At 71.8% G+C, this 20654-nt stretch carries 19 protein-coding genes; 6 read left to right on the top strand and 13 right to left on the bottom strand.

Annotation, left to right across the window (positions count from 1 at the left end):
• Positions 1-108: 108 nt before the first annotated feature.
• The 7 genes from rplS to proS form a co-directional block, all read right to left on the bottom strand.
• Complete coding sequence (gene rplS, locus DMB66_RS15605; protein ID WP_125804809.1) at positions 109-468, bottom strand: 50S ribosomal protein L19; 360 nt, start codon at positions 466-468, stop codon at positions 109-111.
• A 143-nt stretch (positions 469-611) separates the two neighbouring features.
• On the bottom strand, positions 612-1376 hold the full coding sequence (gene trmD / locus DMB66_RS15610) for a tRNA (guanosine(37)-N1)-methyltransferase TrmD (RefSeq protein ID WP_125804810.1): 765 nt from the start codon (positions 1374-1376) through the stop codon (positions 612-614).
• Between the two features lie 48 nt (positions 1377-1424).
• Positions 1425-1991, bottom strand: a complete 567-nt coding sequence (rimM, locus tag DMB66_RS15615) for a ribosome maturation factor RimM (RefSeq protein ID WP_199752379.1) — start codon at positions 1989-1991, stop codon at positions 1425-1427.
• A gap of 14 nt (positions 1992-2005) precedes the next feature.
• Positions 2006-2263 carry an RNA-binding protein gene (locus tag DMB66_RS15620; protein ID WP_023561857.1) on the bottom strand — a complete coding sequence of 86 codons (258 nt, stop codon included), beginning with the start codon at positions 2261-2263 and terminating at the stop codon, positions 2006-2008.
• Positions 2241-2792, bottom strand: a complete 552-nt coding sequence (gene rpsP, locus DMB66_RS15625; RefSeq protein WP_125804812.1) for a 30S ribosomal protein S16 — start codon at positions 2790-2792, stop codon at positions 2241-2243. Before rpsP ends, DMB66_RS15620 begins: the two co-directional genes overlap by 23 nt.
• 215 nt (positions 2793-3007) lie before the next feature.
• Positions 3008-3661 (bottom strand): DUF402 domain-containing protein, encoded by a 654-nt coding sequence (locus tag DMB66_RS15630; RefSeq protein ID WP_125804813.1) that lies wholly within the window; start codon positions 3659-3661, stop codon positions 3008-3010.
• A 2-nt stretch (positions 3662-3663) separates the two neighbouring features.
• On the bottom strand, positions 3664-5070 hold the full coding sequence (gene proS / locus DMB66_RS15635; RefSeq protein WP_125804814.1) for a proline--tRNA ligase: 1407 nt from the start codon (positions 5068-5070) through the stop codon (positions 3664-3666).
• Positions 5071-5146: 76 nt separating this feature from the next.
• Here proS and DMB66_RS15640 point away from each other — a divergent pair, with 76 nt between their 5' ends.
• Together DMB66_RS15640 and DMB66_RS15645 are read left to right on the top strand one after the other, a co-directional pair.
• Positions 5147-5677 (top strand): SigE family RNA polymerase sigma factor, encoded by a 531-nt coding sequence (locus tag DMB66_RS15640; protein ID WP_199752380.1) that lies wholly within the window; start codon positions 5147-5149, stop codon positions 5675-5677.
• Positions 5667-7097: a hypothetical protein gene (locus DMB66_RS15645; RefSeq protein ID WP_125804816.1), complete on the top strand. Its 1431-nt coding sequence runs from the start codon at positions 5667-5669 to the stop codon at positions 7095-7097. The genes DMB66_RS15640 and DMB66_RS15645 overlap by 11 nt, the downstream gene beginning before the upstream one ends.
• On the opposite strand, the gene DMB66_RS15650 is transcribed toward DMB66_RS15645, so the two are convergent.
• From DMB66_RS15650 to DMB66_RS15665, 4 genes are all read right to left on the bottom strand, one after another.
• A complete protein-coding gene (locus DMB66_RS15650) occupies positions 7087-8163 on the bottom strand; it encodes an amidohydrolase family protein (protein ID WP_125804817.1) in 1077 nt (358 codons plus the stop codon). The two genes, DMB66_RS15645 and DMB66_RS15650, sit on opposite strands and share 11 nt — an antisense overlap.
• A gap of 25 nt (positions 8164-8188) precedes the next feature.
• Positions 8189-8776, bottom strand: a complete 588-nt coding sequence (locus DMB66_RS15655; protein ID WP_125804818.1) for a Uma2 family endonuclease — start codon at positions 8774-8776, stop codon at positions 8189-8191.
• Between the two features lie 65 nt (positions 8777-8841).
• Positions 8842-10398, bottom strand: coding sequence for a signal recognition particle protein (gene ffh / locus DMB66_RS15660; protein WP_125804819.1), 1557 nt, complete (start codon positions 10396-10398; stop codon positions 8842-8844).
• A gap of 64 nt (positions 10399-10462) precedes the next feature.
• Entirely contained in the window at positions 10463-10702 is a 240-nt protein-coding gene (locus tag DMB66_RS15665; RefSeq protein ID WP_125804820.1) for a hypothetical protein, read from the bottom strand.
• A gap of 291 nt (positions 10703-10993) precedes the next feature.
• Here DMB66_RS15665 and DMB66_RS15670 point away from each other — a divergent pair, with 291 nt between their 5' ends.
• The 4 genes from DMB66_RS15670 to DMB66_RS15685 all read left to right on the top strand — a co-directional run bounded on the left by DMB66_RS15670 (position 10994) and on the right by DMB66_RS15685 (position 16929).
• Positions 10994-12832: a stealth family protein gene (locus DMB66_RS15670; protein ID WP_125804821.1), complete on the top strand. Its 1839-nt coding sequence runs from the start codon at positions 10994-10996 to the stop codon at positions 12830-12832.
• A 26-nt stretch (positions 12833-12858) separates the two neighbouring features.
• Positions 12859-14121 (top strand): nucleotide sugar dehydrogenase, encoded by a 1263-nt coding sequence (locus tag DMB66_RS15675; RefSeq protein ID WP_125804822.1) that lies wholly within the window; start codon positions 12859-12861, stop codon positions 14119-14121.
• 5 nt (positions 14122-14126) lie between these two features.
• Positions 14127-16211, top strand: coding sequence for an acyltransferase family protein (locus DMB66_RS15680; protein WP_125804823.1), 2085 nt, complete (start codon positions 14127-14129; stop codon positions 16209-16211).
• Between the two features lie 229 nt (positions 16212-16440).
• Entirely contained in the window at positions 16441-16929 is a 489-nt protein-coding gene (locus DMB66_RS15685) for a CAP domain-containing protein (protein WP_233624582.1), read from the top strand.
• Between the two features lie 89 nt (positions 16930-17018).
• Here DMB66_RS15685 and DMB66_RS15690 read toward each other — a convergent pair whose 3' ends face one another.
• Together DMB66_RS15690 and DMB66_RS15695 are read right to left on the bottom strand one after the other, a co-directional pair.
• Positions 17019-18056, bottom strand: coding sequence for a class I SAM-dependent methyltransferase (locus tag DMB66_RS15690; protein ID WP_125804824.1), 1038 nt, complete (start codon positions 18054-18056; stop codon positions 17019-17021).
• A 76-nt stretch (positions 18057-18132) separates the two neighbouring features.
• The gene (locus tag DMB66_RS15695) at positions 18133-20634 is read right to left on the bottom strand and encodes a glycosyltransferase family A protein (protein WP_125804825.1); all 2502 of its coding nucleotides are present in this window, start codon (positions 20632-20634) and stop codon (positions 18133-18135) included.
• Positions 20635-20654 lie beyond the last annotated feature (20 nt).

A 20654-nucleotide genomic window follows, 5' to 3' on the forward strand; every position in this document is an offset into this window, starting at 1 on the left:
CGGCGACTGCCGCGATAGCACTGATTCCCATCCGTCACTGGCGCAAGCGTAGTGCGCCCGCGCGGTAAACGTCAGTCCGAGTGAATACGGCCCGGACTGCTTGTGGGTTCAGCTGACGGTCTGCTTCTCGCGCAGCTCCTTGATCTTGGCCTTCTTGCCACGGAGCTCACGCAGGTAGTAGAGCTTGGCGCGACGCACGTCGCCGCGGGTCACGACCTCGATGCGGTCGAGCTGCGGGCTGTTGATCGGGTACGTGCGCTCGACACCGACGCCGAAGCTGATCTTCCGGACCTTGAAGGTCTCGCGCAGCCCGCCGCCCTGGCGGCTGATCACGACGCCCTGGAAGATCTGGACGCGGGAACGGTTGCCCTCCACGACCCGCACGTGCACCTTGACGGTGTCGCCGGCCCGGAAGACAGGAATGTCGGTGCGCCGCGACTGGGCGTCGAGTTCGTCCAGCGTGTTCATCGCTGCATCCTCGTGTTACTCAATGCGCACCGGGAGTTCGATGCGCGAATGGGAGATTCTGACCCGCACTCGGCTGCGCTGAGCGGCCACGTGAGGGGTCCTCGTCCGGCCGGCCACGGCGTGGGGCGCGAACGGCAACCTCACTACTTTGCCACACCCGGGGGCGGGATCTGAAATCCGGCCTCGTCCAGCGCCGCCCGGTCCTTCTTGTCGAGGAGCTCGCCCGGATAGTCGGCGAACATGTCGGGGCGCCGGGCGGCGGTCCGCAGCAGGGATTCGGTACGCCGCCAGCGCGCGATCCTGCCGTGGTCGCCGGACCGGAGCACCTCGGGCACCGCCCGGTCCCGCCAGACGGCCGGCTTGGTGTAGACGGGCGCCTCCAGCAGGCCGGCCGCGTGTGACTCCTCGGTCAGCGACTCCGCGTTGCCCAGCACCCCGGGCAGCAGGCGGGTGATCGCTTCCATGATCACGATGACCGCGACCTCACCGCCGAAGAGCACGTAGTCACCGAGCGAGACCTCTCGGACCGGCATCCGGGCCGCGGCGTCGTCGAGCACCCGCTGGTCGATGCCCTCATACCGGCCGCAGGCGAAGACCAGGTGGTCGAGACCGGCGAGCTCGTGCGCCGCCGCCTGGGTGAACGGCTTGCCGACCGGCGAGGGCACGACCAGCACCGATTCCGGGCCGGCCACCGCGTCGAGCGCCGCCGCCCAGGGCTCGGGGCGCATGACCATGCCGGGGCCGCCGCCGTACGGGCTGTCGTCCACCGTGCGGTGCACGTCCGAGGTCCAGGTGCGCAGGTCGTGCACGGCCAGGTCGAGGATCCCGGTGCCACGGGCCTTGCCGATCAGCGACAGGTCCAGCGGGGCGAAGTAGTCCGGGAAGATCGAGACGATGTCGACGCGCACAAATCTCCTGGTATAAAGATCAACCCCAACGGGCGCACAGGCACCGGCTCAGAGGTCGAGCAGGCCCTCGGGCAGGTCGACGATCACCCGGCCGCCGGCCAGGTCGACGGTCGGCACCATTTGACTCACGAACGGGATGAGCGCCGTGCCCCCGGCGGCCTTCTTCAGCACGATGAGGTCGGAGGAGGGCGCATGGTCGATCCGGTCGATCTCGCCCAGGACGGTGCCGTCGACCGACTCCACGGACAGGCCGGCGAGCTGGTGGTCGTTGAACTCGTCCGGATCGTCCGGAAGGGCGATCTCCGAGCTGTCGACCTGCAACAACACGCCGCGCAGCGCCTCGGCGGTGTTGCGGTCGGCGAGGCCTTCGAACTGGGCGATGCCCTTGCCCTGGTGCCAGCGGATCGACTCCAGGACGAGCTTGGCCGGCACCTGGTAGACGATGCCCGGCACGGCGGCAGGCGCCGGGCCGGCGCTCACCCGGCGGTCCCGGGGGACCTCCGTGGTGAACACCGACCCGGCGGCGAATCTCGCCTCTGGATCATCGGTCCGCACCGTCACCAGCACTTCCCCACGGATGCCGTGGGGCTTACCGATCTGACCGACTACCAGCAGCATCAGGCGGCAGCTCAGTAGGCGTCGACGATGTCGACGCGAATGCCACGGCCACCGATCGAACCGATGACCTGACGCAGCGCCTTGGCCGTGCGCCCGCCGCGCCCGATGACCGTTCCCAGGTCCTCGGGGTGGACGCGCACCTCGAGCCGCTTGCCGCGGCGCGAGTCGACCAGCCGGACCCGGACGTCGTCCGGGTTGTCGACGATGCCCTTGACGAGGTGCTCCAGCGCGGGCCGGAGCGCCCCGTCAGTTCGCGTCGGCGCCGGCACCGGCCGGGTCCTTCGCGTCCTCGGCGACAGCCTCGCGGTTCGGCTCGGCCGCGTCGACGGCCTTGGTGTCGCTCGGGCTGGCCTCGGCGACCTCGGCCGCAGCCGGGGTCTTCTCGGCGGCCTTGTCGGCAGGCTTGTCGGCCGCCTTGGCCTTCTTGGCCGGCTTGGCGGCCGGGGTGTCAGCGACACCGGCGGCGGCCTTCGCCTCGGCCTCGTAGGTCGCCAGGCGGCTGACCTTCTCGGCCTTGACCAGCAGCGGCGGCGGGGCCGGCAGGCCCTTGAACTGCTGCCAGTCGCCCGTCTTCTCCAGCAGGCGCTGCACGGCCTCGCTCGGCTGCGCGCCGACCGAGAGCCAGTACTGAACCCGCTCGGACTTCACCTGGATGATCGAGGGATCTTCCTTGGGCTGGTAGATACCGACGTACTCGATGGCGCGGCCGTCACGCTTGGTGCGCGAGTCGGCAACGACGATGCGGTACTGCGGGTTGCGGATCTTGCCCATCCGCAGGAGCCGGATCTTTACGGCCACGGTCTTGTTCGCTCCTGTTGCGATGACGACCGGCCCTCTGGGAGCCGATACGTGGGTGAGCCGACGGAACCCACGTGGGGATATGGGACCGATGCCTCAAGGACTGGCGGCACGTGGAGGAGTTAGAGGGCACCTCACGCACGCCGGACCCGTCCATTCTGCCAGAGCCGGCGGATGGCTCCCAATCGGGCCCGATACCCGCCGCTAGCCCAAGGTCAAATTCTGGGTTCCGCGGGACGGTCCCAGCCCGCCGGCAGCGCGGCCGGGACCGGCCAGGACGGGTCCGGGCGGTAGTCCGTCCAGGTGCCGTCGAAGGGGAAATCGCCCGCCTCGGCCATTTTGATCACCCGGCGGCCCTCGGCGCGGACCGCCTGCTCGTCGTGGACCCAGTAGTGGTCGGGGTAGGCGAGACGCTCGGTGAACTCGTCCTCGTCCTTCCAGACCCAGGTGCGGTCCGGGTGGACGACGACGTCCAGGTCCTGATCGATGACGTCGACGCCGGCCACCGTGCCGTCGTCCCAGCGCAGGGCGCGTTCTTCCAGGTTGACGTACCAGCCGGTGAAGTGGCCCCGGTCGTCGCGGAAGAACCAGACCGAGTGGTCCGCGTCCGGCGGGATGAACTTGAGCAGGCCCGGGCCCTGCCAGGTGCGGACGACGGCCCGGGTCTGCTGGCCGACCCATTCGTCGAACGGCATGTCGCGGAGGCCGCGCCCGTCCCGGGTCACCTCGATCGCCACCGCCGAGCCGCGGGCCAGCCAGAGCAGCAGCCCGCGGTCGTCGTCGGAGACCACCCGGCACGGGCGGACGGACGCCAGCCGCGGGCCGTCGATGTTGCGGTAGAGGACCTCACGGCCCGGTGCGAACAGCACGCTCAGTACGAACGCGCCAGGATCGCGACCAGATCCTGCTCGTCGTCGGAGTCCGGCATGGTGCCGTCCTCGCGGAACAGGCAGCGTACGGTCACCGCCTTGCCGTTCGCCTCGGCCTCGCCCTCGGTGCCGACCGCCGACCAGGGCACCCGCGCCCAGCCGGTCTGCGCGGCCTCGATGGCGTCGCCCAGCGTCTTCACCTCGACCGTGTTCGCCTCGCGGAAGGCCAGCGCGTCGTCGTACATCCGCTGCTGGTCGGTCCGCAGCGCGGCGGTCACGTGCGCGACGACCTCGACCAGCGCCACCGGCGACTTGGTGCCGTCGACGCGGCGGGCCACCACGGCGTTGCCGGCGGCGAGGTCACGGGGGCCGACTTCGATGCGTACCGGAATGCCCTGCAGCTCGGCGTCGACGGCCCGGCGGCCGAACGGGATGTCGGCCCGCACGTCGAGCTTGACCCGTACGCCCGCGGCCTTGAGCTCGTCGGCCAGCCGCGTCGCGGCCTCCAGCACGCCCTCGCCGGCCTTGACCACCATCACCTGCGCCTGGATCGGCGCGATCCGCGGCGGCAGGCGCAGGCCGTTGTCGTCGCCGTGCACCATGATCAGGCCGCCCATCATCCGGGTGGAGGTGCCCCAGGACGTGGTCCAGGCGTGCTCGACCTTGCTCGCCGCCGACGAGTAGGTGATGTCGAACGCCTTGGCGAAGTTCTGCCCCAGCTCGTGCGAGGTGCCCATCTGCAGGGCCTTGGTGTCGCCCATCATGGCCTCGACGGTCATGGTGTTGGTCGCGCCGGCGAACCGCTCGCCCTTGGTCTTGCGACCGGGTACGACCGGCATGGCCAGCATGTTGACCATGAACTCCTCGTACACGTGCTTGTGGATCTCGCGGGCGTAGCGACGGGCGTCCTCCTCCGTCGCGTGCGCGGTGTGGCCCTCCTGCCAGAGGAACTCGGTGGTGCGCAGGAACGTGCGGGGCCGCAGCTCCCAGCGCACGATGTTGGCCCACTGGTTGAGCAGCAGCGGCAGGTCGCGGTAGGAATCGACCCACTTGGCCATGAACTCGCCGATGACCGTCTCGCTGGTCGGGCGGACCACGAGCGGCTCGGCGAGCTGCTTGCCACCCGCGTGGGTGACCACCGCGAGCTCCGGCGAGAAGCCCTCGACGTGCTCGGCCTCGCGGCGCAGGTAGCTCTCCGGGATGAAGAGCGGGAAGTACGCGTTCTGCGCGCCCGCGTCCTTGATCCGGCGATCCATGTCGGCCTGCATGTGCTCCCAGATGGCGTAACCGACGGGCCGGATCACCATCGTCCCGCGCACCGGGCCGTTGTCGGCGAGCTGCGCCTTGGCGATGAGGTCCTGGTACCAGCGGGGAAAGTCTTCCGCACGGGGAGTGAGCACGCGAGCCATGAGGCAGCATCCTAGCGAGACCGGTCCGCAACCGGCCGGGCGGCCATCCCGTGTCCATCTGGGAGGGGCGGTGGAGATGACCGACGACTTCGACGCTTTCTACCGGGACACGTCCAGGAGGCTGCTCCGCTATGCCTACGGGCTGACCGGCGACCCGGCCGAGGCACAGGACCTGGTCCAGGAGGCGTACGCGCGAGCGTGGCAGCGGTGGCGGCGACTGTCCGGCTACGAGGACCAGGAGGCCTGGCTGCGGCTGGTGGTCAACCGGCTCGCCGCGGACCGGTGGCGGCGGCTGGGCGTACGCCGGGCCCGGGCGGCAGCCGATCCCCCGCCGGCGCCCGCGGCGCCACCGTCGGAGGACACGGTTCTGCTGGTCCGGGCGATGCGAACGCTGCCGGCGACGCATCGGCGGGCGCTCACCCTCTACTACCTGCTCGACCGGTCGGTGGGTGAGATCGCCGCCGAGACGGGCGCGTCCACCGGCACGGTGAAGTCCTGGTTGTCGCGGGGACGGGCCGGTCTGGCCGCCACGCTCGGCACCCTGGAGGCCGCCGCCGACCCGGCGCTGGAAACGGGAGTACGGAAAGGAGCCGGCCATGCCCATTGATCTCGACGACATGTTCACCACGCTCGGCCGGCACGCGGACACCATCCCGCTCGCCCCGGCGGCTCGGGCCCGGCGGCGGGGACAGCAGCGCACCCGTACCCGGGCGATGATCGCCGCCGCCACCGCGGTCTGCCTGATCGCCGCCGGAACCGTCGCCGTCCGGCACGACCGGCAGGCCCCGCCGGCCACGACGAAACGCGGCCTGGCCGCGGTGGGCGCGCCGATCGAGTTCGGGGGCCAGGCCCGGGTCACCACGACCACGGGCACCGACGGCCGGCTCTACACCGCGTGGCAGGTTCTCGACGGAAAGATCAAGCTGACCGCCGTTGAGCTGCGCACCGGCGCGATCGCCTGGCCGGCCCGGGAGGTGGGCAGCCGCACCGACACCATCGGCCTGCTGCACGCGCTGCCACAGGCCCTCATTCTCGCCGTCAGCCACCGGGACAGCGCCGGCCCGGACAGCACGATGAACGTCTACGACCCGGTCGACGGCCGGCAACGGTGGAATTTGCCCTACGAGACCGGGGACAACCTCGTTGTCCACCGGTCCGCGCTGATCCGGATGTCGGCGAGGACCGGACAGACCGAGGCGTTCGACTGGGCGACCGGGGCCACCCGGTGGGCGCTGGCGGCCCCGGCGGACCGCCCGGTGCACACGGTCGGCAACTGGTTGCCGATGACCGGGGACGTGGTCTTCCCGTCCGCGGCGACGGTCGGCCGCGCCGACGACAACCTCATCCAGGTCACCGAGGCGGGCGAGGTCCAGGTTCGCGACATCACCACCGGTGAGCTGCGGCGCACGGTCACCTCCGTCCCGCCGGACAAGGACCCGCGCACCTTCTTCGGCTACGACGGCCGGCTCTACAACGACGAACACGCGTGCTGCGAGGAATTCGCGGGATATCGGGTCCGCGTGACCGATCTGCGCACCGACCGAGGCGGCTCCACCGTGCTCCTGAGCGAAGGCGCCGGGCACCAGCTCGACGCCATGCTGCCATGTGGGCCGCAACGGCTCTGCGTGCTGGACCAGGACCGGGCCGGCCGGACGACGCTGGCGGCGATCGACCTCACCAGCCATCGTCAGCTGTGGCGGATCGCCGCACCGGCGGGCGCCCTCTCGTTCTCCACGAGCGACGGCTACATCCTGGTCGGCGGGCCGGAGGGCGACAAGGTGGTCTACGACCAGGACGGCAAGCAGGTCTTCTCGACAACGGCCGCCGCGGTGGACTGGCTCGACAAGGACACCCTGCTCCTGCTTCCCGGCTTCCTGGCCGGCCCGGCCCGGAAGGTCACGATCCCGGGCGGGCGGGTCACCACGCTGGGCGACGTGCCCGCCTCGTCCGACGCGTGCACCTGGACCAGCGAACGGCTGGCCTGCCCGACCATCACCAGCCTGCGGATCTGGCGCTTCACCGGATGACGGCGCCGCGCAGCACGATCCGGCTCGGCGCGCGCACCACCCGCAGGTCCCGACGGGGGTCGGCCTCGTAGACCACCAGGTCGGCGAGGCCGCCCTCGACCAGGCCGGGGAAGCCGAGCCACGCCCGGGCCCGCCAGGACGCGGCGGCGAGCACGTCGGCGGCCGGGATGCCGGCCTCGTGCAGCAGCAGCATCTCCTCGGCGGCGAGGCCGTGCCGGACGCCGCCGCCCGCGTCGGTGCCCACGTAGATCGGCACGCCGGCCTCGTGCGCGGACGCCACCACCCGCGGGAAGCCGTCGCGCAGGGCGAGCATGTGGTCGGCGTACGCGGGGAACTTGGCCCGGGCCTGGTCGGCGATGCCGCCGAAGGTCCGAATGTTGATCATCGTGGGCACGAGCGCGGTGCCGCGGCGGGCCATCTCGTCCACCAGCTCCAGGGACAGGCCGGTGCCGTGCTCGACCGAGTCGACGCCGGCCCGGACCATCTGCGCGACGCCCTCCTCGGAGAACGTGTGCACGGCGGCCCGGACACCCGCGGCGTGGGCGGCCTCGACCGCGGCGGCCATGGTGGCCGGATCCCAGGACGGGGCGAGGTCGCCGACAGACCGGTCGATCCAGTCGCCGACCAGCTTCACCCAGCCGGTGCCCGCCTTGGCCTGGGCGGTGACCGTCGCGGCCACGTCGGCGGCGTCGACCTCGACGCCGATGTCGCGCAGGTAGCGCCGGGTGGGTGCGACGTGCTGGCCGGCGCGGACCAGGCGGGGGATGCCGGGCTCGTCGTCGAGCTCCGGATACGGGTACGGCGAGCCGGCGTCGCGCAGGGCGAGCACGCCGGCGTCCCGGTCGGTGTGGGCGAGCTCGCGCGCCTGCTCCAGGCTCTCGATCGGCCTGGCGCCGTACTGGATGCCGAGGTGACAGTGCGCGTCGACCAGGCCGGGGACGATGAACCCGGCGTCGCTGATGGTCTCGGCCCCGGCGACCGGCTCCAGGGTGACCCTGTCCCCCACCAGCCACAGATCCCGGACCTCGTCATCGGGCAGCAGAACCCCACGCACATGCAACGCCATGCGTAAGTCCTACCCGATCAACAACTCATGTGTCCTGGTGGAGGCGGCGAAGCAGGTCCTGACGGCTGGCAGTCAGGGCCGGCAGATCGATCGTCACCGGGAACGGCAGCACGGTGGTGCAGACCTCCCGGGTGCTGTCGACCATCTCGTAGCCACCGGCCGCACCGAGCCGGAGCCGGGAGAGCACGATGCCGTCGTCGAACCACGGATCGATGATCCAGTAGTCGGTCACGCCGGCTGCCGCGTAGATCTCGGTCTTGGCATACAGGTCGCGGAAGTGCGACTCTTCCATGATCACATCGATCACGAGCAGCGCGTCCGCCACCGGCACGGGACTGCGGGTGGCGTGGTCCGGTTTGATGACGACGACGTCCGGACGCAGCTCGTTGTGATGATCAACCGCGAGCGAAAGGCTGTGCACCACGAGGGAGTCGAGCGGGCCCTGGTTCTTCAGCGCCTGACAGAGATCCACTTTGAGCTTCTGATGGGCGATCCGGTAGTCCAGCAGGATCAGCCTGCCATCGATCAGCTCATAGCGCAGGTTTTCGGGCAAGGTCAGCAGGTCATCAACGGTGCGCGGCCACACGTCGGGAAATTCGCGGTCGAGACTCATCAGCATCCTCCTCACGGATGCCGATGAGCCTACTTGACACACGACTAGTTGTCGTGTGCCCGATATCAGCGCTTGTCGTCGCCTGGCTTCTTGGGGTTGTTGAGCTTGTTGAAGTCGAGCTTCGGCAGCTTGAAGCCCGGCGGCAGCCCCTGCCCGCCACCCAGCGCGCCCGGGTCGAGCCCCGGCGGCAGCTGCGGCATGCCGCCCGGGAAGCCACCGGGCATCCCGCCCACGCGCGGCCGGTTGCCGCCCTTGGTGCCCTTGCGCTTGTTCTTCGGGCTCTTGGTCGCCTTGCGCCGGCCGGCGCCGGGCAGGCCCATCATGCCGCCCATCTGCTTCATCATCTTCTGCGCGTCGGTGAAGCGGTTGAGCAGCTGGTTGACGTCCATCACCGTCACGCCGGAGCCGTTGGCGATGCGGGCGCGGCGGGAGCCGTTGATGATCTTCGGGTTGGTGCGCTCGCCGGGGGTCATCGAGCGGATGATCGCGGTGACCCGGTCGAAGTGGCTGTCGTCGAGCTCGGCGATCTGGTCCTTCATCTGGCCCATGCCGGGCATCATCGCCAGCACGTTCGCGATCGGGCCCATCCGGCGCACCGCGATCAGCTGGTCGAGGAAGTCCTCCAGGGTGAACTGCTCGCCACCGAGCAGCTTGGAGGTCATCTTCTCTTTCTGATCCTCGTCGAAGGCCTGCTCGGCCTGCTCGATGAGGGTCAGCACGTCGCCCATGCCGAGGATGCGGCTGGCCATCCGGTCGGGGTGGAAGACGTCGAAGTCCTCGAGCTTCTCGCCCGTGGACGCGAACAGGATCGGCTGGCCGGTGACGTGCCGCACGGACAGCGCCGCGCCGCCGCGGGCGTCGCCGTCGAGCTTGGAGAGGACCACGCCGGTGATGCCCACGCCGTCGCGGAAGGCCTCGGCCGTGGTGACCGCGTCCTGGCCGACCATCGCGTCGATGACGAAGATGACCTCGTCCGGGTCGACGGCGTCGCGGATGTCGCGGGCCTGCTGCATCATCTCGGTGTCGATGCCGAGCCGGCCGGCGGTGTCGACGATGACGATGTCCTTCGCCGTCCGCCGGGCGTGCTCGATCGAGTCCTTCGCGACCTGGACCGGGTTGCCCACGCCGTTGCCGGGCTCGGGCGCGTAGACGTCGACGCCGGCCCGGCCGCCGATGATCTGGAGCTGGTTGACCGCGTTGGGGCGCTGCAGGTCGGCCGCGACCAGCAGGACCTGGTGGCTCTGGCCCTTGAGGTAACGCGACAGCTTGCCGGCCAGCGTGGTCTTACCGGAACCCTGCAGGCCGGCCAGCATGATCACCGTGGGCGGCTGCTTGGCGAACTGCAGCCGGCGGCCCTCGCCGCCGAGGACGGTGATGAGCTCCTCGTGGACGATCTTGATGATCTGCTGGGCGGGGTTGAGCGCCTGCGACACCTCGGCGCCGCGGGCCCGCTCCTTGAGATTGGCGATGAACGACTTGACCACCGGCAGCGCGACGTCCGCCTCGAGCAGCGCGAGACGGATCTCGCGCGCGGTGGCGTCGATGTCGGCGTCGGTGAGCTTGCCCTTGCCGCGGAGCTTGGTGAAGATCCCGGAGAGGCGGTCGCTCAAGGTGTCAAACACGGCGCAACTTCCCGTTGGTCAGAGGTGCGGAGATGACCGCAAGCCTAGCCGCCCACCGGAATGCTCACTGGTTGCGCATCCGGTACGTCTTCGCCGCCGCCTCGATCCGCCGCTGGGTGCGGGTGCCCGGCGCCAGTGAGCGCTTCGCCTTGCCGTAGAGGTAGACGCCGCCGCCGACCACGAGCGCGCCCACGATCAGGTAGGCCAGCGCGCCGACCAGGACGTGCAGCAGGCTCACCGCGATCCAGCCCACCACGATGACGCCGGCGATCGTCGCCACCAGGTACGCGATTCCTTTACCCATGTCCGTCTCACCCGTCTCAGCCACTCAGTGAAGTTCCCACCGTCTACCACCATGCCTCGCGCACGCAAGCGGCGCATCGGGGCGGACCCGTAGGGGTGGCGCGGCGCCGATCCGCCCCGCCACCTGCGCAAATCGCGTATACCGCAGGTAACAGGCGCAACTTCAGTGATAGTACAAACGTCCGAAAAGCCGATATCGACCGCAACCTTCTGATGAATCACGCCGTTGAGGCACGAGGAACCGGGCGGCTGATCGATCGGCCCGGCGAACATCCGGCGGAAGGACTACGGCGTGCCCCTGCGGCGGATCCTGCGACTGGCGCCCTGGGGAGTCCGGGCGCGCATCCTGGGCACGGTCCAGCGTCAGGTACTGCCCCGCGTCGCGCCGGACCAGCGCCTCGGCGTGGCCCGCCGGATCGTGCACCTGTCCGCGCCGCCCCGGCTGCCGCTGATGCGCACCGCGGCGGACGCCCCGACGATGCGGGTCCGCGCCGGCCGCGGCTGGGTCACCGCCCATCGCGACCCCGCGGCCAGCCCGGCCGGCGTACGGCGGCAGAACCTCGACCGGGTCGTCGCCGCCCTGGACGCGGCCGGCATCGACTGGTTCCGGGTGCCCACCCGCGCGCTGCTGCACACCGCGGTGGCCGTACCGGTGCGGGACCGGGCCGTGGTGGTCCGCCTGCTGGAGGAGCTCACCCGGTCCCGGAACGGGCTGCTCCAGGTCGTGCGGCCGCGCGGGCGCAAGGGCCGCCAGGCCCGGCGCACCGCGGACGTCCTGCGGGTCTGCTGGCCGGTCACCGATCCCGGCGGCAGCCTGATGCTCGGCCTGGAAGTGGGTTGCGAGGTCGAGTTCTGGCGCACGGAGGACGGCACCCTGACCGGGCCGCGGGCGAACCCGATCGCCGACGTGATCCCCGCCGACGAGCCGGTGGTCCGCGCCTGCGAGCCCGCGTTCGGCGCCTTCAGCGCGCCGGACGACACCACCCGGTACCGCACCCGGGAGATCTTCACGATGCCCAGCCTGGAGCGGGTCGGCTTCCCGATCGACGCCGTGTACACCTGGGTCGACGGCGACGACCCGGCGTGGCAGGCCCGCAAGACCGCGGCGCTGGCCGCCAACGCCTGGCTGGACGGCGCCAGCAAGCTGGCCACCAACGACTCCCGGTACGCCTCCCGCGACGAGTTGCGCTACTCGCTGCGCGCCCTGCACTGCTTCGCGCCCTGGATCCGGAACATCTTCCTGGTCACCGACGATCAGGTGCCGCGCTGGCTGGACACCAGCCACCCGCGGATCACCGTGGTCAGCCACCGGGAGGTCTTCGGCGACACCGGCACCCTGCCGACCTTCAACTCGCAGGCCATCGAGTCCCGGCTGCACCGCATCCCGGGCCTGAGCGAACACTTCCTCTACCTCAACGACGACGTCTTCCTGGGCCGCCCGGTCGGGCCCGAGATGTTCTTCACCCCGGGCGGGCTGACCCGCTTCTTCCCGTCCACCGCGCTGGTCGACGCCGCGCCCCGGCGCCCGACGGACCCGCCGGCCGACTCGGCTGGCAAGAACAACCGGGAGCTGATCCGCGAGGCCTTCGGCCGGGTGCTGACCCGCAAGATGAAGCACACCCCGCACCCGTCCCGGCGCAGCGTCATCCGCGAGATCGAGGAGCGCTTCGCCGAGTACGTCAGCGCGACCGCCGACCACCAGTTCCGGCACCCGGACGACATCTCGCTGCTCTCGTCGCTGCAGCAGTACTACGCCTATCTCACCGGCCGCGCGGTGCCGGGCACCATCCGGTTCCGCTACATGGACCTGGCCGCGCCGGTGACCCCGTTCAAGCTCGCCGACCTGCTGCGGCACCGCAACCTCGACGCGTTCTGCCTCAACGACATCGACTCCGAACCGGCCGTGCTGTCCGACCAGGAGGCCATGCTCGCCGACTTCCTGCCCGCGTACCTGCCCTTCGTCTCGCCGTACGAGCTGAGCTCGCCCCGGGTCGGCACCGCACCGCCGCCGCCCCCGCTGCCGGGCCGGCAGGTGGGCCGCAAGGCCGCAGCGGCCGCCGCGGGCGCCCTGCCCGCGCAGCACGACCGCGGCACCGGAGAACCGACCTCCACCAACACACCCGTCGCCTGACCGGCGCTCGATCAAGGAGAGATCCCGTGAGCTACGACGCCGTCATCCTCGGCCTCGGCTACGTCGGCCTGCCGCTGGCGCAGCAGGCCATCCGGGCCGGCATGTCCGTACTCGGCTACGACGTCAACGCGGCGGTGGTCGAAGCGCTCGCCGCGGGCCGCTCGCACGTCGACGACCTGTCCGACGCGGACGTGGCCGACATGACCGCCGGCGGTTTCCGGACCACCGCGGACGAGTCCCTGATCGCCGCCGCGGACGTGGCGGTGATCTGCGTGCCGACGCCGCTGTCCGAGGGCGACGGGCCGGATCTGCGGGCCGTCACCGGCGCGGCCGAGGCCATCGGGCGCAACCTGCGCCCGGGCATGCTGGTCGTGCTCGAATCGACGACCTACCCGGGCACCACCGACGACGTGGTCCGGCCGCTGCTGGAGCGGCTCTCCGGCCTGGTCGCCGGGCGCGACTTCCACCTGGCGTTCTCGCCGGAGCGGATCGACCCCGGCAACGAGCGGTTCGGCGCGCGCAACACCCCGAAGGTGGTCGGCGGCTACACCGCCGCCTGCACCGACCGGGTGGCCGCGTTCTACGGGCGGTTCATCGACACGGTCGTGCGCACCCGCGGCACCCGCGAGGCCGAGACGGCGAAGCTCTTGGAGAACACGTACCGGCACGTCAACATCGCGCTGGTCAACGAGATGGCCCGGTTCTGCCACGAGCTCGACATCGACCTGTGGGACGTCATCCACGCCGCCTCGACCAAACCGTTCGGCTTCCAGGCGTTCTACCCCGGGCCGGGGGTCGGCGGGCACTGCATCCCGATCGACCCGAACTACCTGAGCCACAACGTGCGCAGCAAGCTGGGCTACCCGTTCCGGTTCGTGGAGCTGGCCCAGGAGATCAACGCGACGATGCCGGCGTACGTGGCCCGGCGGGCGCAGAACCTGCTCAACGCCGACGGGCAGGCCGTGCACGGGGCGCGGGTGCTGCTGCTCGGGGTCACCTACAAGGCGAACATCGCCGACCAGCGGGAATCGCCGGCCACCCCGCTGGCCCGGCAGCTCGCCGGGCTCGGCGCGAAGCTGAGCTACCACGACCCGCACGTGCTCCGGTGGAGCGTCGGCGCGGACGAGGTGCCCCGCACGGACGACCTGGAGGGCGCCGCCGCGTCCGCCGACCTGGTGATCCTGGTGCAGCACCACCGCGAGTACGACGCCGATCACCTGGCCGGGATCGCCAAGCGCTTCTTCGACACCCGGGGCGTGACCCACGGCGACCAGGCGCACCGCCTGTGACCGGGATGAGCACCGTGCCGGTCACGCCGGCCCCGCGGCGGCACCAGCCCACCGGGCCCGGCCCGGCTGTCCCGCCCGCCCCGGAACCGGCCCGGCACCGGCGCGACATCGAGGGGCTGCGGGCCGTCGCGGTGCTGCTGGTCGTCGCGTACCACTGCGGCCTGCCCTTCGTCGGCGGCGGTTACGTCGGCGTCGACGTCTTCTTCGTCATCTCCGGCTTCCTGATCACCGGGCTGCTGCTGCGCGAGGCGCGGCGCACCGGCCGGGTGTCGATCCCGCGGTTCTACGCCCGGCGGGCCCTGCGGCTGCTGCCCGCCTCGACCGTGGTGGTGGTCGCGACGGTGGCCGCCTCGGCCCTCTGGTTGCCGCCGCTGCGGCTGTCCGAGATCGTCTCCGACGCGCTGCACACGTCGATCTACGCGATGAACTGGCGGCTGGCCGTGGTCGGCACCGACTATCTGAGCGCGGAGTCGGCACCGTCGCCGCTGCAGCACTTCTGGTCGCTCGCCGTGGAGGAGCAGTTCTACCTGGTCTGGCCGCTGCTGGTGCTGCTCGTGATGCGCCGGGGTGGCCGCGGGCTGACCACGGTGCTGGTGCTGCTCACCGCCGGCTCGCTGGCGGTGTCGATCTGGCAGACCCGGGACAACGCCGGCTGGGCTTACTTCGGGGCGCACACCCGGGCCTGGGAGCTGGGCACCGGCGCGCTGCTCGCGGTCGGCGCCACCCGGCTGCGGCGCCTGCCGCCGCTGCCGGCGAAGCTGCTGATCGGCGGCGGGCTCGCGGCCATCGTGGTCTCGGCGCTCGGTTACACCGCGGCGACGCCGTTTCCCGGGTATGCCGCCCTGCTGCCCGTGCTCGGCACCGCGGCGGTGATCGCCGGCGGCTGCGCCCGCCCGGCCGGACTGCTGGGAGTGCCGGTGCTGCAGGGCATCGGCCGGCTCTCCTACTCCTGGTACCTGTGGCACTGGCCGGTGCTGCTCATCGCACCGTTCGCGGCCGACCGCCCGCTCGCCACCGGGGAGAACGTCGTGGTGGCGCTGGGCGCCCTGGTGCTGGCCGCGCTGACGTACGCGCTGGTGGAGAACCCGGTGCGGCACCTCGCCGCACTGCGCGACCGGCCCTGGCGCGGCCTCGGCGCCGGCGCCGCCGTCTCGGTGCTCGCCGCCGGGCTGTGTGTCCTGATCGGCTTCGCCTACACCCACGCGGCCGGCACCAGCACCTACCGCGCCCCGGTGCTGAAGCCGACCACCTTCGACGTTCGCGATCTCCCCCGCGCCATCGCCGATTCCGTCGATCTCCCGGCGGTGCCGAGCAATCTCACGCCGAGGCTGGACCGGGCCGCCAAGGACAAGCCGAGGTTCTACCGTGAGGGCTGCTCGGGCGACTTCGACGACGCCGAGGTCAAGAAGCCCTGCGTCTACGGCGACCCGGCCTCGCCCACCACGGTCGTGCTGTTCGGTGACTCGCACGCGGGGCACTGGTTCCCCGCGCTGGAGGCCGCCGCGCTGCAACGGCACTGGAAGCTCGTGGTCGTCACCAAGAGCGCGTGCACCGCGGCGGACGGCATCATCTACCTGGAGCAGCTCAAGCGGGAGTTCACCGAGTGCGGCCAGTGGCGCCGGGCGGCCTGGCGCTACACCCGCTCGCTGCGCCCGGCGATGATCGTCGTGGCGTCGACGTATCCGAGCAACGACCTGCTCGACGTGACCGGCACCCAGGACGAGGCCTGGGCCGCGGCCTGGCAGCGGTCGATCAGGCGGCTCTCCGCGCCGGGCACCAAGGTGTTCTTCATCGCCGACACTCCGTGGCAGGCGGGTTCCGCACCGGACTGTCTCTCCGCCCACCCGGACGAGCCGTCGGCCTGTGTCCGTGACCGCGAGGCCGCCGTCAACCTGCCCGGGCGCCGCAAGCTCGTCGAAGACGCGGCGCGGGCCGGGGGCGCGAGCATCATCGACCCGGCTCCGTGGTTCTGCACCGCGACCTGGTGCCCCTCGGTCATCGGCAACATCCTGGTCTACCGGGATCAGCACCACATCACGACCGCGTACAGCCGGTTGCTGGCACCGCTGCTGGCGGCGCGCCTGTCCTGACCGCACGCTCGCGAAAGGCCCGGCGGAGCCCCGCCGGGCCTTTCGTACTCCCGTACCGCAACCGGCCGGCAAGCCGCCCGCAACCCGGCTGCGGCAGGCACCCCGGCCGCAACTGAGCACTCACACCAAGGCACCTGAACAAGCATCAGCGAACCCCGCGGGTCTCCCGAAGGGAATGGCGTACCTGGCGAACAAGACGTCCAGGCGGTGTTCCCCGAAAGGTTGACCCGTGCAGAAGACCCTGGTCCGTCGCCTCGCCATCCTCGCGATGATCCCCGCCGCCCTGCTGGGCATGGTCGCGATCGCCGCCCCGGCGCAGGCCGCCACCGTCTCCTTCACCACGCTGCAGACGCAGGTCGTGAGCCTGTCCAACAAGGAGCGGGTCAAGGCCGGCTGCGCGGGCCTGCGGGTCAACGCCGAGCTGCTCTGGGCCGCCCGCGGCCACAGCAAGTACATGGCGACGACCGGCAAGTTCAGCCACACCGGCGCCGCCCGGTCCACGTTCATCGCCCGCGCCAAGGCCGCCGGCTACACCGCCGCCCGCAGCGAGAACATCGCCTGGGGTTACCGCAGCGCCGCCGAGGTCGTCAACGCGTGGATGAAGAGCCCGGGCCACCGCCGCAACCTGCTCGACTGTGGCGCCAAGACGTTCGCCGTCGGCGTTGTCTACTCCGCCAACGGCACCCCGTACTACACCCAGGACTTCGGCAGCCGCTGACCGCGGCACCGCCCCGGACACCGTCTCACCCTCCCCCGGACCGGCCGGCATGCCCCCGCATGCCGGCCGGTCATCTTTCGTGCTCCGGCTCAGACCGTGACGGCCGCACCGGTACGCGAGTACGCCAGCACCGCGTGCCGTCCGAGCAGCCCCTGCTCCTCGGTCAGCCCCGGCACCTCCTCGGTCCACCGGCGTACGGCGTCCCGCTCGTCCGGCCGGTTGGCGTCGTCCAGCACCACCGTGGCCGTACCGGCGAGCCGCTTGGCGAGCACGGACAGCGCCGGGTAGCGCGCGTCCGGGCCGGTCGCCTCGGGCGGGCCGTCGACGAGCAGCAGGTCGATGCCGGTGAGGTCGGTCAGCTTGTCGACGTCGTACCACTGATAGGTCTTGCCGTTGGCGGTGAGGTCGCGCAGCGGAGCGTGCCGGACGGAAGCGACCGCGTTGAGGCCGTGTGCCCCGAGCATCGCGCGGGTCTGCCGCGCGTAGCCGGCGTCGTGGTCGAGGGAGACGAGCCGGCCGCCGTGCTGTTCGAGCGCGTAGCCGAGCCACACCGACGAGGTGCCGCTGCCCAGCTCCACCACCAGCCGGGGCTGCCGCAGCCGCACCAGGTGCAGCAGGTCGAGCAGGTCGGTCGGGTTCAGCGCGAAGTCACCCGAGGACGGCATCGGCGCGCGCGGGGTGAACTGCTGGAAGAGCTGGACCAGCGCCTCGATCTCCCGGCTCTGCGCACGCAGCAGCAGGTCCGTGCCGTGCCCGCTCTGCCGCAGCCCACGGGTGACGGTCCGGGTCAGTTCCTGGTGCCGGTCGCCGGCGGTGAGCCGTTCCTTCTCCACCGTCGCGACGACCCGCCGCTGCAGCTGCTCCACGACCGTGCGGATCTCCCGGTGCGCGTTCTGGTGGGCCCGGTAGACCCCGCCGATCCAGCGGGACAGGTGCAGGATCCCGAGCAGCACCGCCAGCAGCAGGGTGGCCACGAACGACAGTGCGAGGCCCTGGTTTCCCGACGCCGCCGACCACCAGACTCCGGCGCACAGCGCCAGGATCGCCATGAGGACCACTGCCTGGGGGCGCGTCACGCTGCGCAGCCGCACCGCCAGCCGACCGCCGAACCGGACCAGGCTGCTCATGTCAAGGACCTCCAGAGTCGTGCGCGCCGGGCCGGCGCGGGTCACCGTTCGCCTAACGCCCGCGGCGACGCCGTCGTTACGGTCGCGCGAGCAACGCGCCGCGCTGGGCCGGGGCGACCGGATGCGATGCGGTGACGATCCCCGCGATGCGGTCGACGAAGAGCTGGGCGTGGTGCGCCTTGGCCACGACGGCGCGGGCGCGGCGGCTCTGCTCGGCGTAGAGCTCGCGGTCCGCGTGGTACCGCTTGATCGTCGCCTCGGCCTCGCCGGAGTCGCAGTAGACGGCCGCGTCGCCGAAGACGGCCGCGTGCCGCTCGGGCATCACCACGACGCAGCCCACGGCCGCCGCCTCCAGCGCCGGCCGGGAGAACGTCTCGATCCGGTCGGCGCTGGGGAAGTGCAGGTAGAAGTCGAGCTGGTGGACGAAGGTCCGCAGGTCGCAATCCGCCGCGTCGTAGACGAGCCGGCTACGCGGGCCGCCGGGGTGATATCCGGTACGCGGCCAGTCGGGCAGCCGCAACCGCACGTCCCAGTCGCCGACCTCGTCGTACACGGTCAACGCCGCCCGCACGTCCCCCGGCCAGACCGCCTCGTCGCTGAGGTCGGTGCCGACCACGGCCGGCCACTGACCGGCGCCGTCCCGGGCGGCCGACCAGCGCTCGCCGTCGACGACCACGGGCAGGTCGTACGGCGTCAGCTCGACGGCCTCGGTCCGCAGCACGGCCCGCACCTGCGGATCCTGCGGGCACCAGAGCGGCTCGGTGCCGAACATCCGCAGCGCGGCCCGGGAGCAGTCGGCGGCCACGTACCGACGGTCGGCCTCGTCCTGCCGCCCCGGCGTCTCGTCGGCGACGATCAGCACCTGGCGGCCCCGCAGCAGGCACGGGTCGCCGGGCGGAAACTGCAGCACCGCGGCGTGCCGCACGATGACCAGCTCGGCGCGGTTCTCGTCACCCGGCAGCAGCTGGTCCACCCGGCCGTCGTTGACGAGCCGCTGCAGCGCCGCGCAGAGCGGCCAGCGGCGCCGGGCCGGCGGGCGCAGCGACTCGACCTGCAGCACGGCGACCCGCAGCCCACGGGCGATCAGCGCCCGGATCTCCTGCAGCGCCGAGTGCTGCACCCCCTGCAGGAAGCGCCAGTCGGCGACCATCACGACGTCGTAGTCCGGCCGCCCGGCCGCCTCGCCGCCGGCCAGCCGCAGGTGGTCGGGGGCGGCGAACGGCCGGCGGCCGCCGTCGCGCGGGCGCAGCGGATCGGCGCCCCGGGCGGCGATCCGCGAGTGCCATTGCTGGTACGCCGACATGTACGCGGTCCGGGCCGGGTGCATCCAGTACGGGCGGATCTCCGCACGCGACAGCGAGCCCAGCGCCAGCCGGATCAGCGCGAGCGGAGGCGCGTCGAGATGCCGCACCGCGTGCTCGCCGAAGACCGCCCGCATCCGTCCGATGTACTCGGAGTCGGCGGCCTTGCGGACCGGGTCGAAGTAGCCCAGCCGACCCATCACCTGGGCCCGGCGGAACAGCAGCGACGACGGGTTGAACCTGCTGTGGCGCACCCCGGGCCGGGTGACCAGCAGCTCCTCGGAGACCCCGAGGCCGTCGGAGGTCGTGGCGACCAGGCGGCGGTTGTCCAGCAACGGCCGCACCTGCAGCTCGAGCCGGCGCGGGTGGGACCAGTCGTCGGAGTCCTGGAAGGCCACGAACTCGCCCTCGGCGGCGTCCAGGCCGGCGTTGCGGGCCTCGTAGGTGCCCCGGTTGACCGGCTGCCGGACCAGCCGGATCCGGCCGCCCAGCGCCACCGCCCGGGCCAGCACGGCGTCGTACTCCGGCGGCGACGCGTCGTCCACGATGATCACCTCGACGTTGCGCCACGACTGGTCGAGGATCGAGCGCACGGCCGTGATCAGGCCCTCGTCGGGGTGGAAGGCGGTGACGATGACCGAGATCCGCTGCGGCTCGTCGACGCCCGCGACCGCGGTGGCGACGGTGAGCCGGTCGAACGGCGGCACCCCCGCCTTGTGTTCCAGCGCGAGCGGCGGCTCGGGCAGCAGCTTGCGGAACGCGGTCAGCCAGCCGATCACCGGGCCGTCCGCGGCGAACGGGTTGGCCAGATCAAGCTCCAGATCGGCGCGCACGCTGTCGCTGACCTGCCGGTAGGCCCGCAGCAGCGGCCGCGCCCGCGCCGCGTCCTGCCAGGCCAGGGCGAGCTGAACGTGCAGGCCCTGGTGCGCGGCGGGCAGCGCGTCGGCGCCGAGCGCGGTGCGGATCAGCTCGTACAGGGCCAGCGCGTCGGTCCGGTCCTCGGGCAGCATGTCCTGCTGGGCGAGGGTCTGCGCGAGTCCGGCGAGGACGGCCGGCTGGACGGCACGCCGCCGCCGCTTGAGCCAGCGGGTGTCCCCGGCCCGGGCCGCGGCGAGCAGGTCGGCGTAGGACGCGCCGGACTCGCCCAGCCCGGAGCGGGCGAGCAGCGGGCGCGCGTCGAGCGAACGGATCCGGATCGCGGTCGGCGGCACGGCCATCCGGACGTGGTAGCGGGCGATTCTCAGATAGTCGTCGAGCAGACCGGGTGGCTCCCCCATGCGGCAACAGACCTCTTCAC

Source organism: Actinoplanes sp. ATCC 53533, assembly GCF_003947245.1.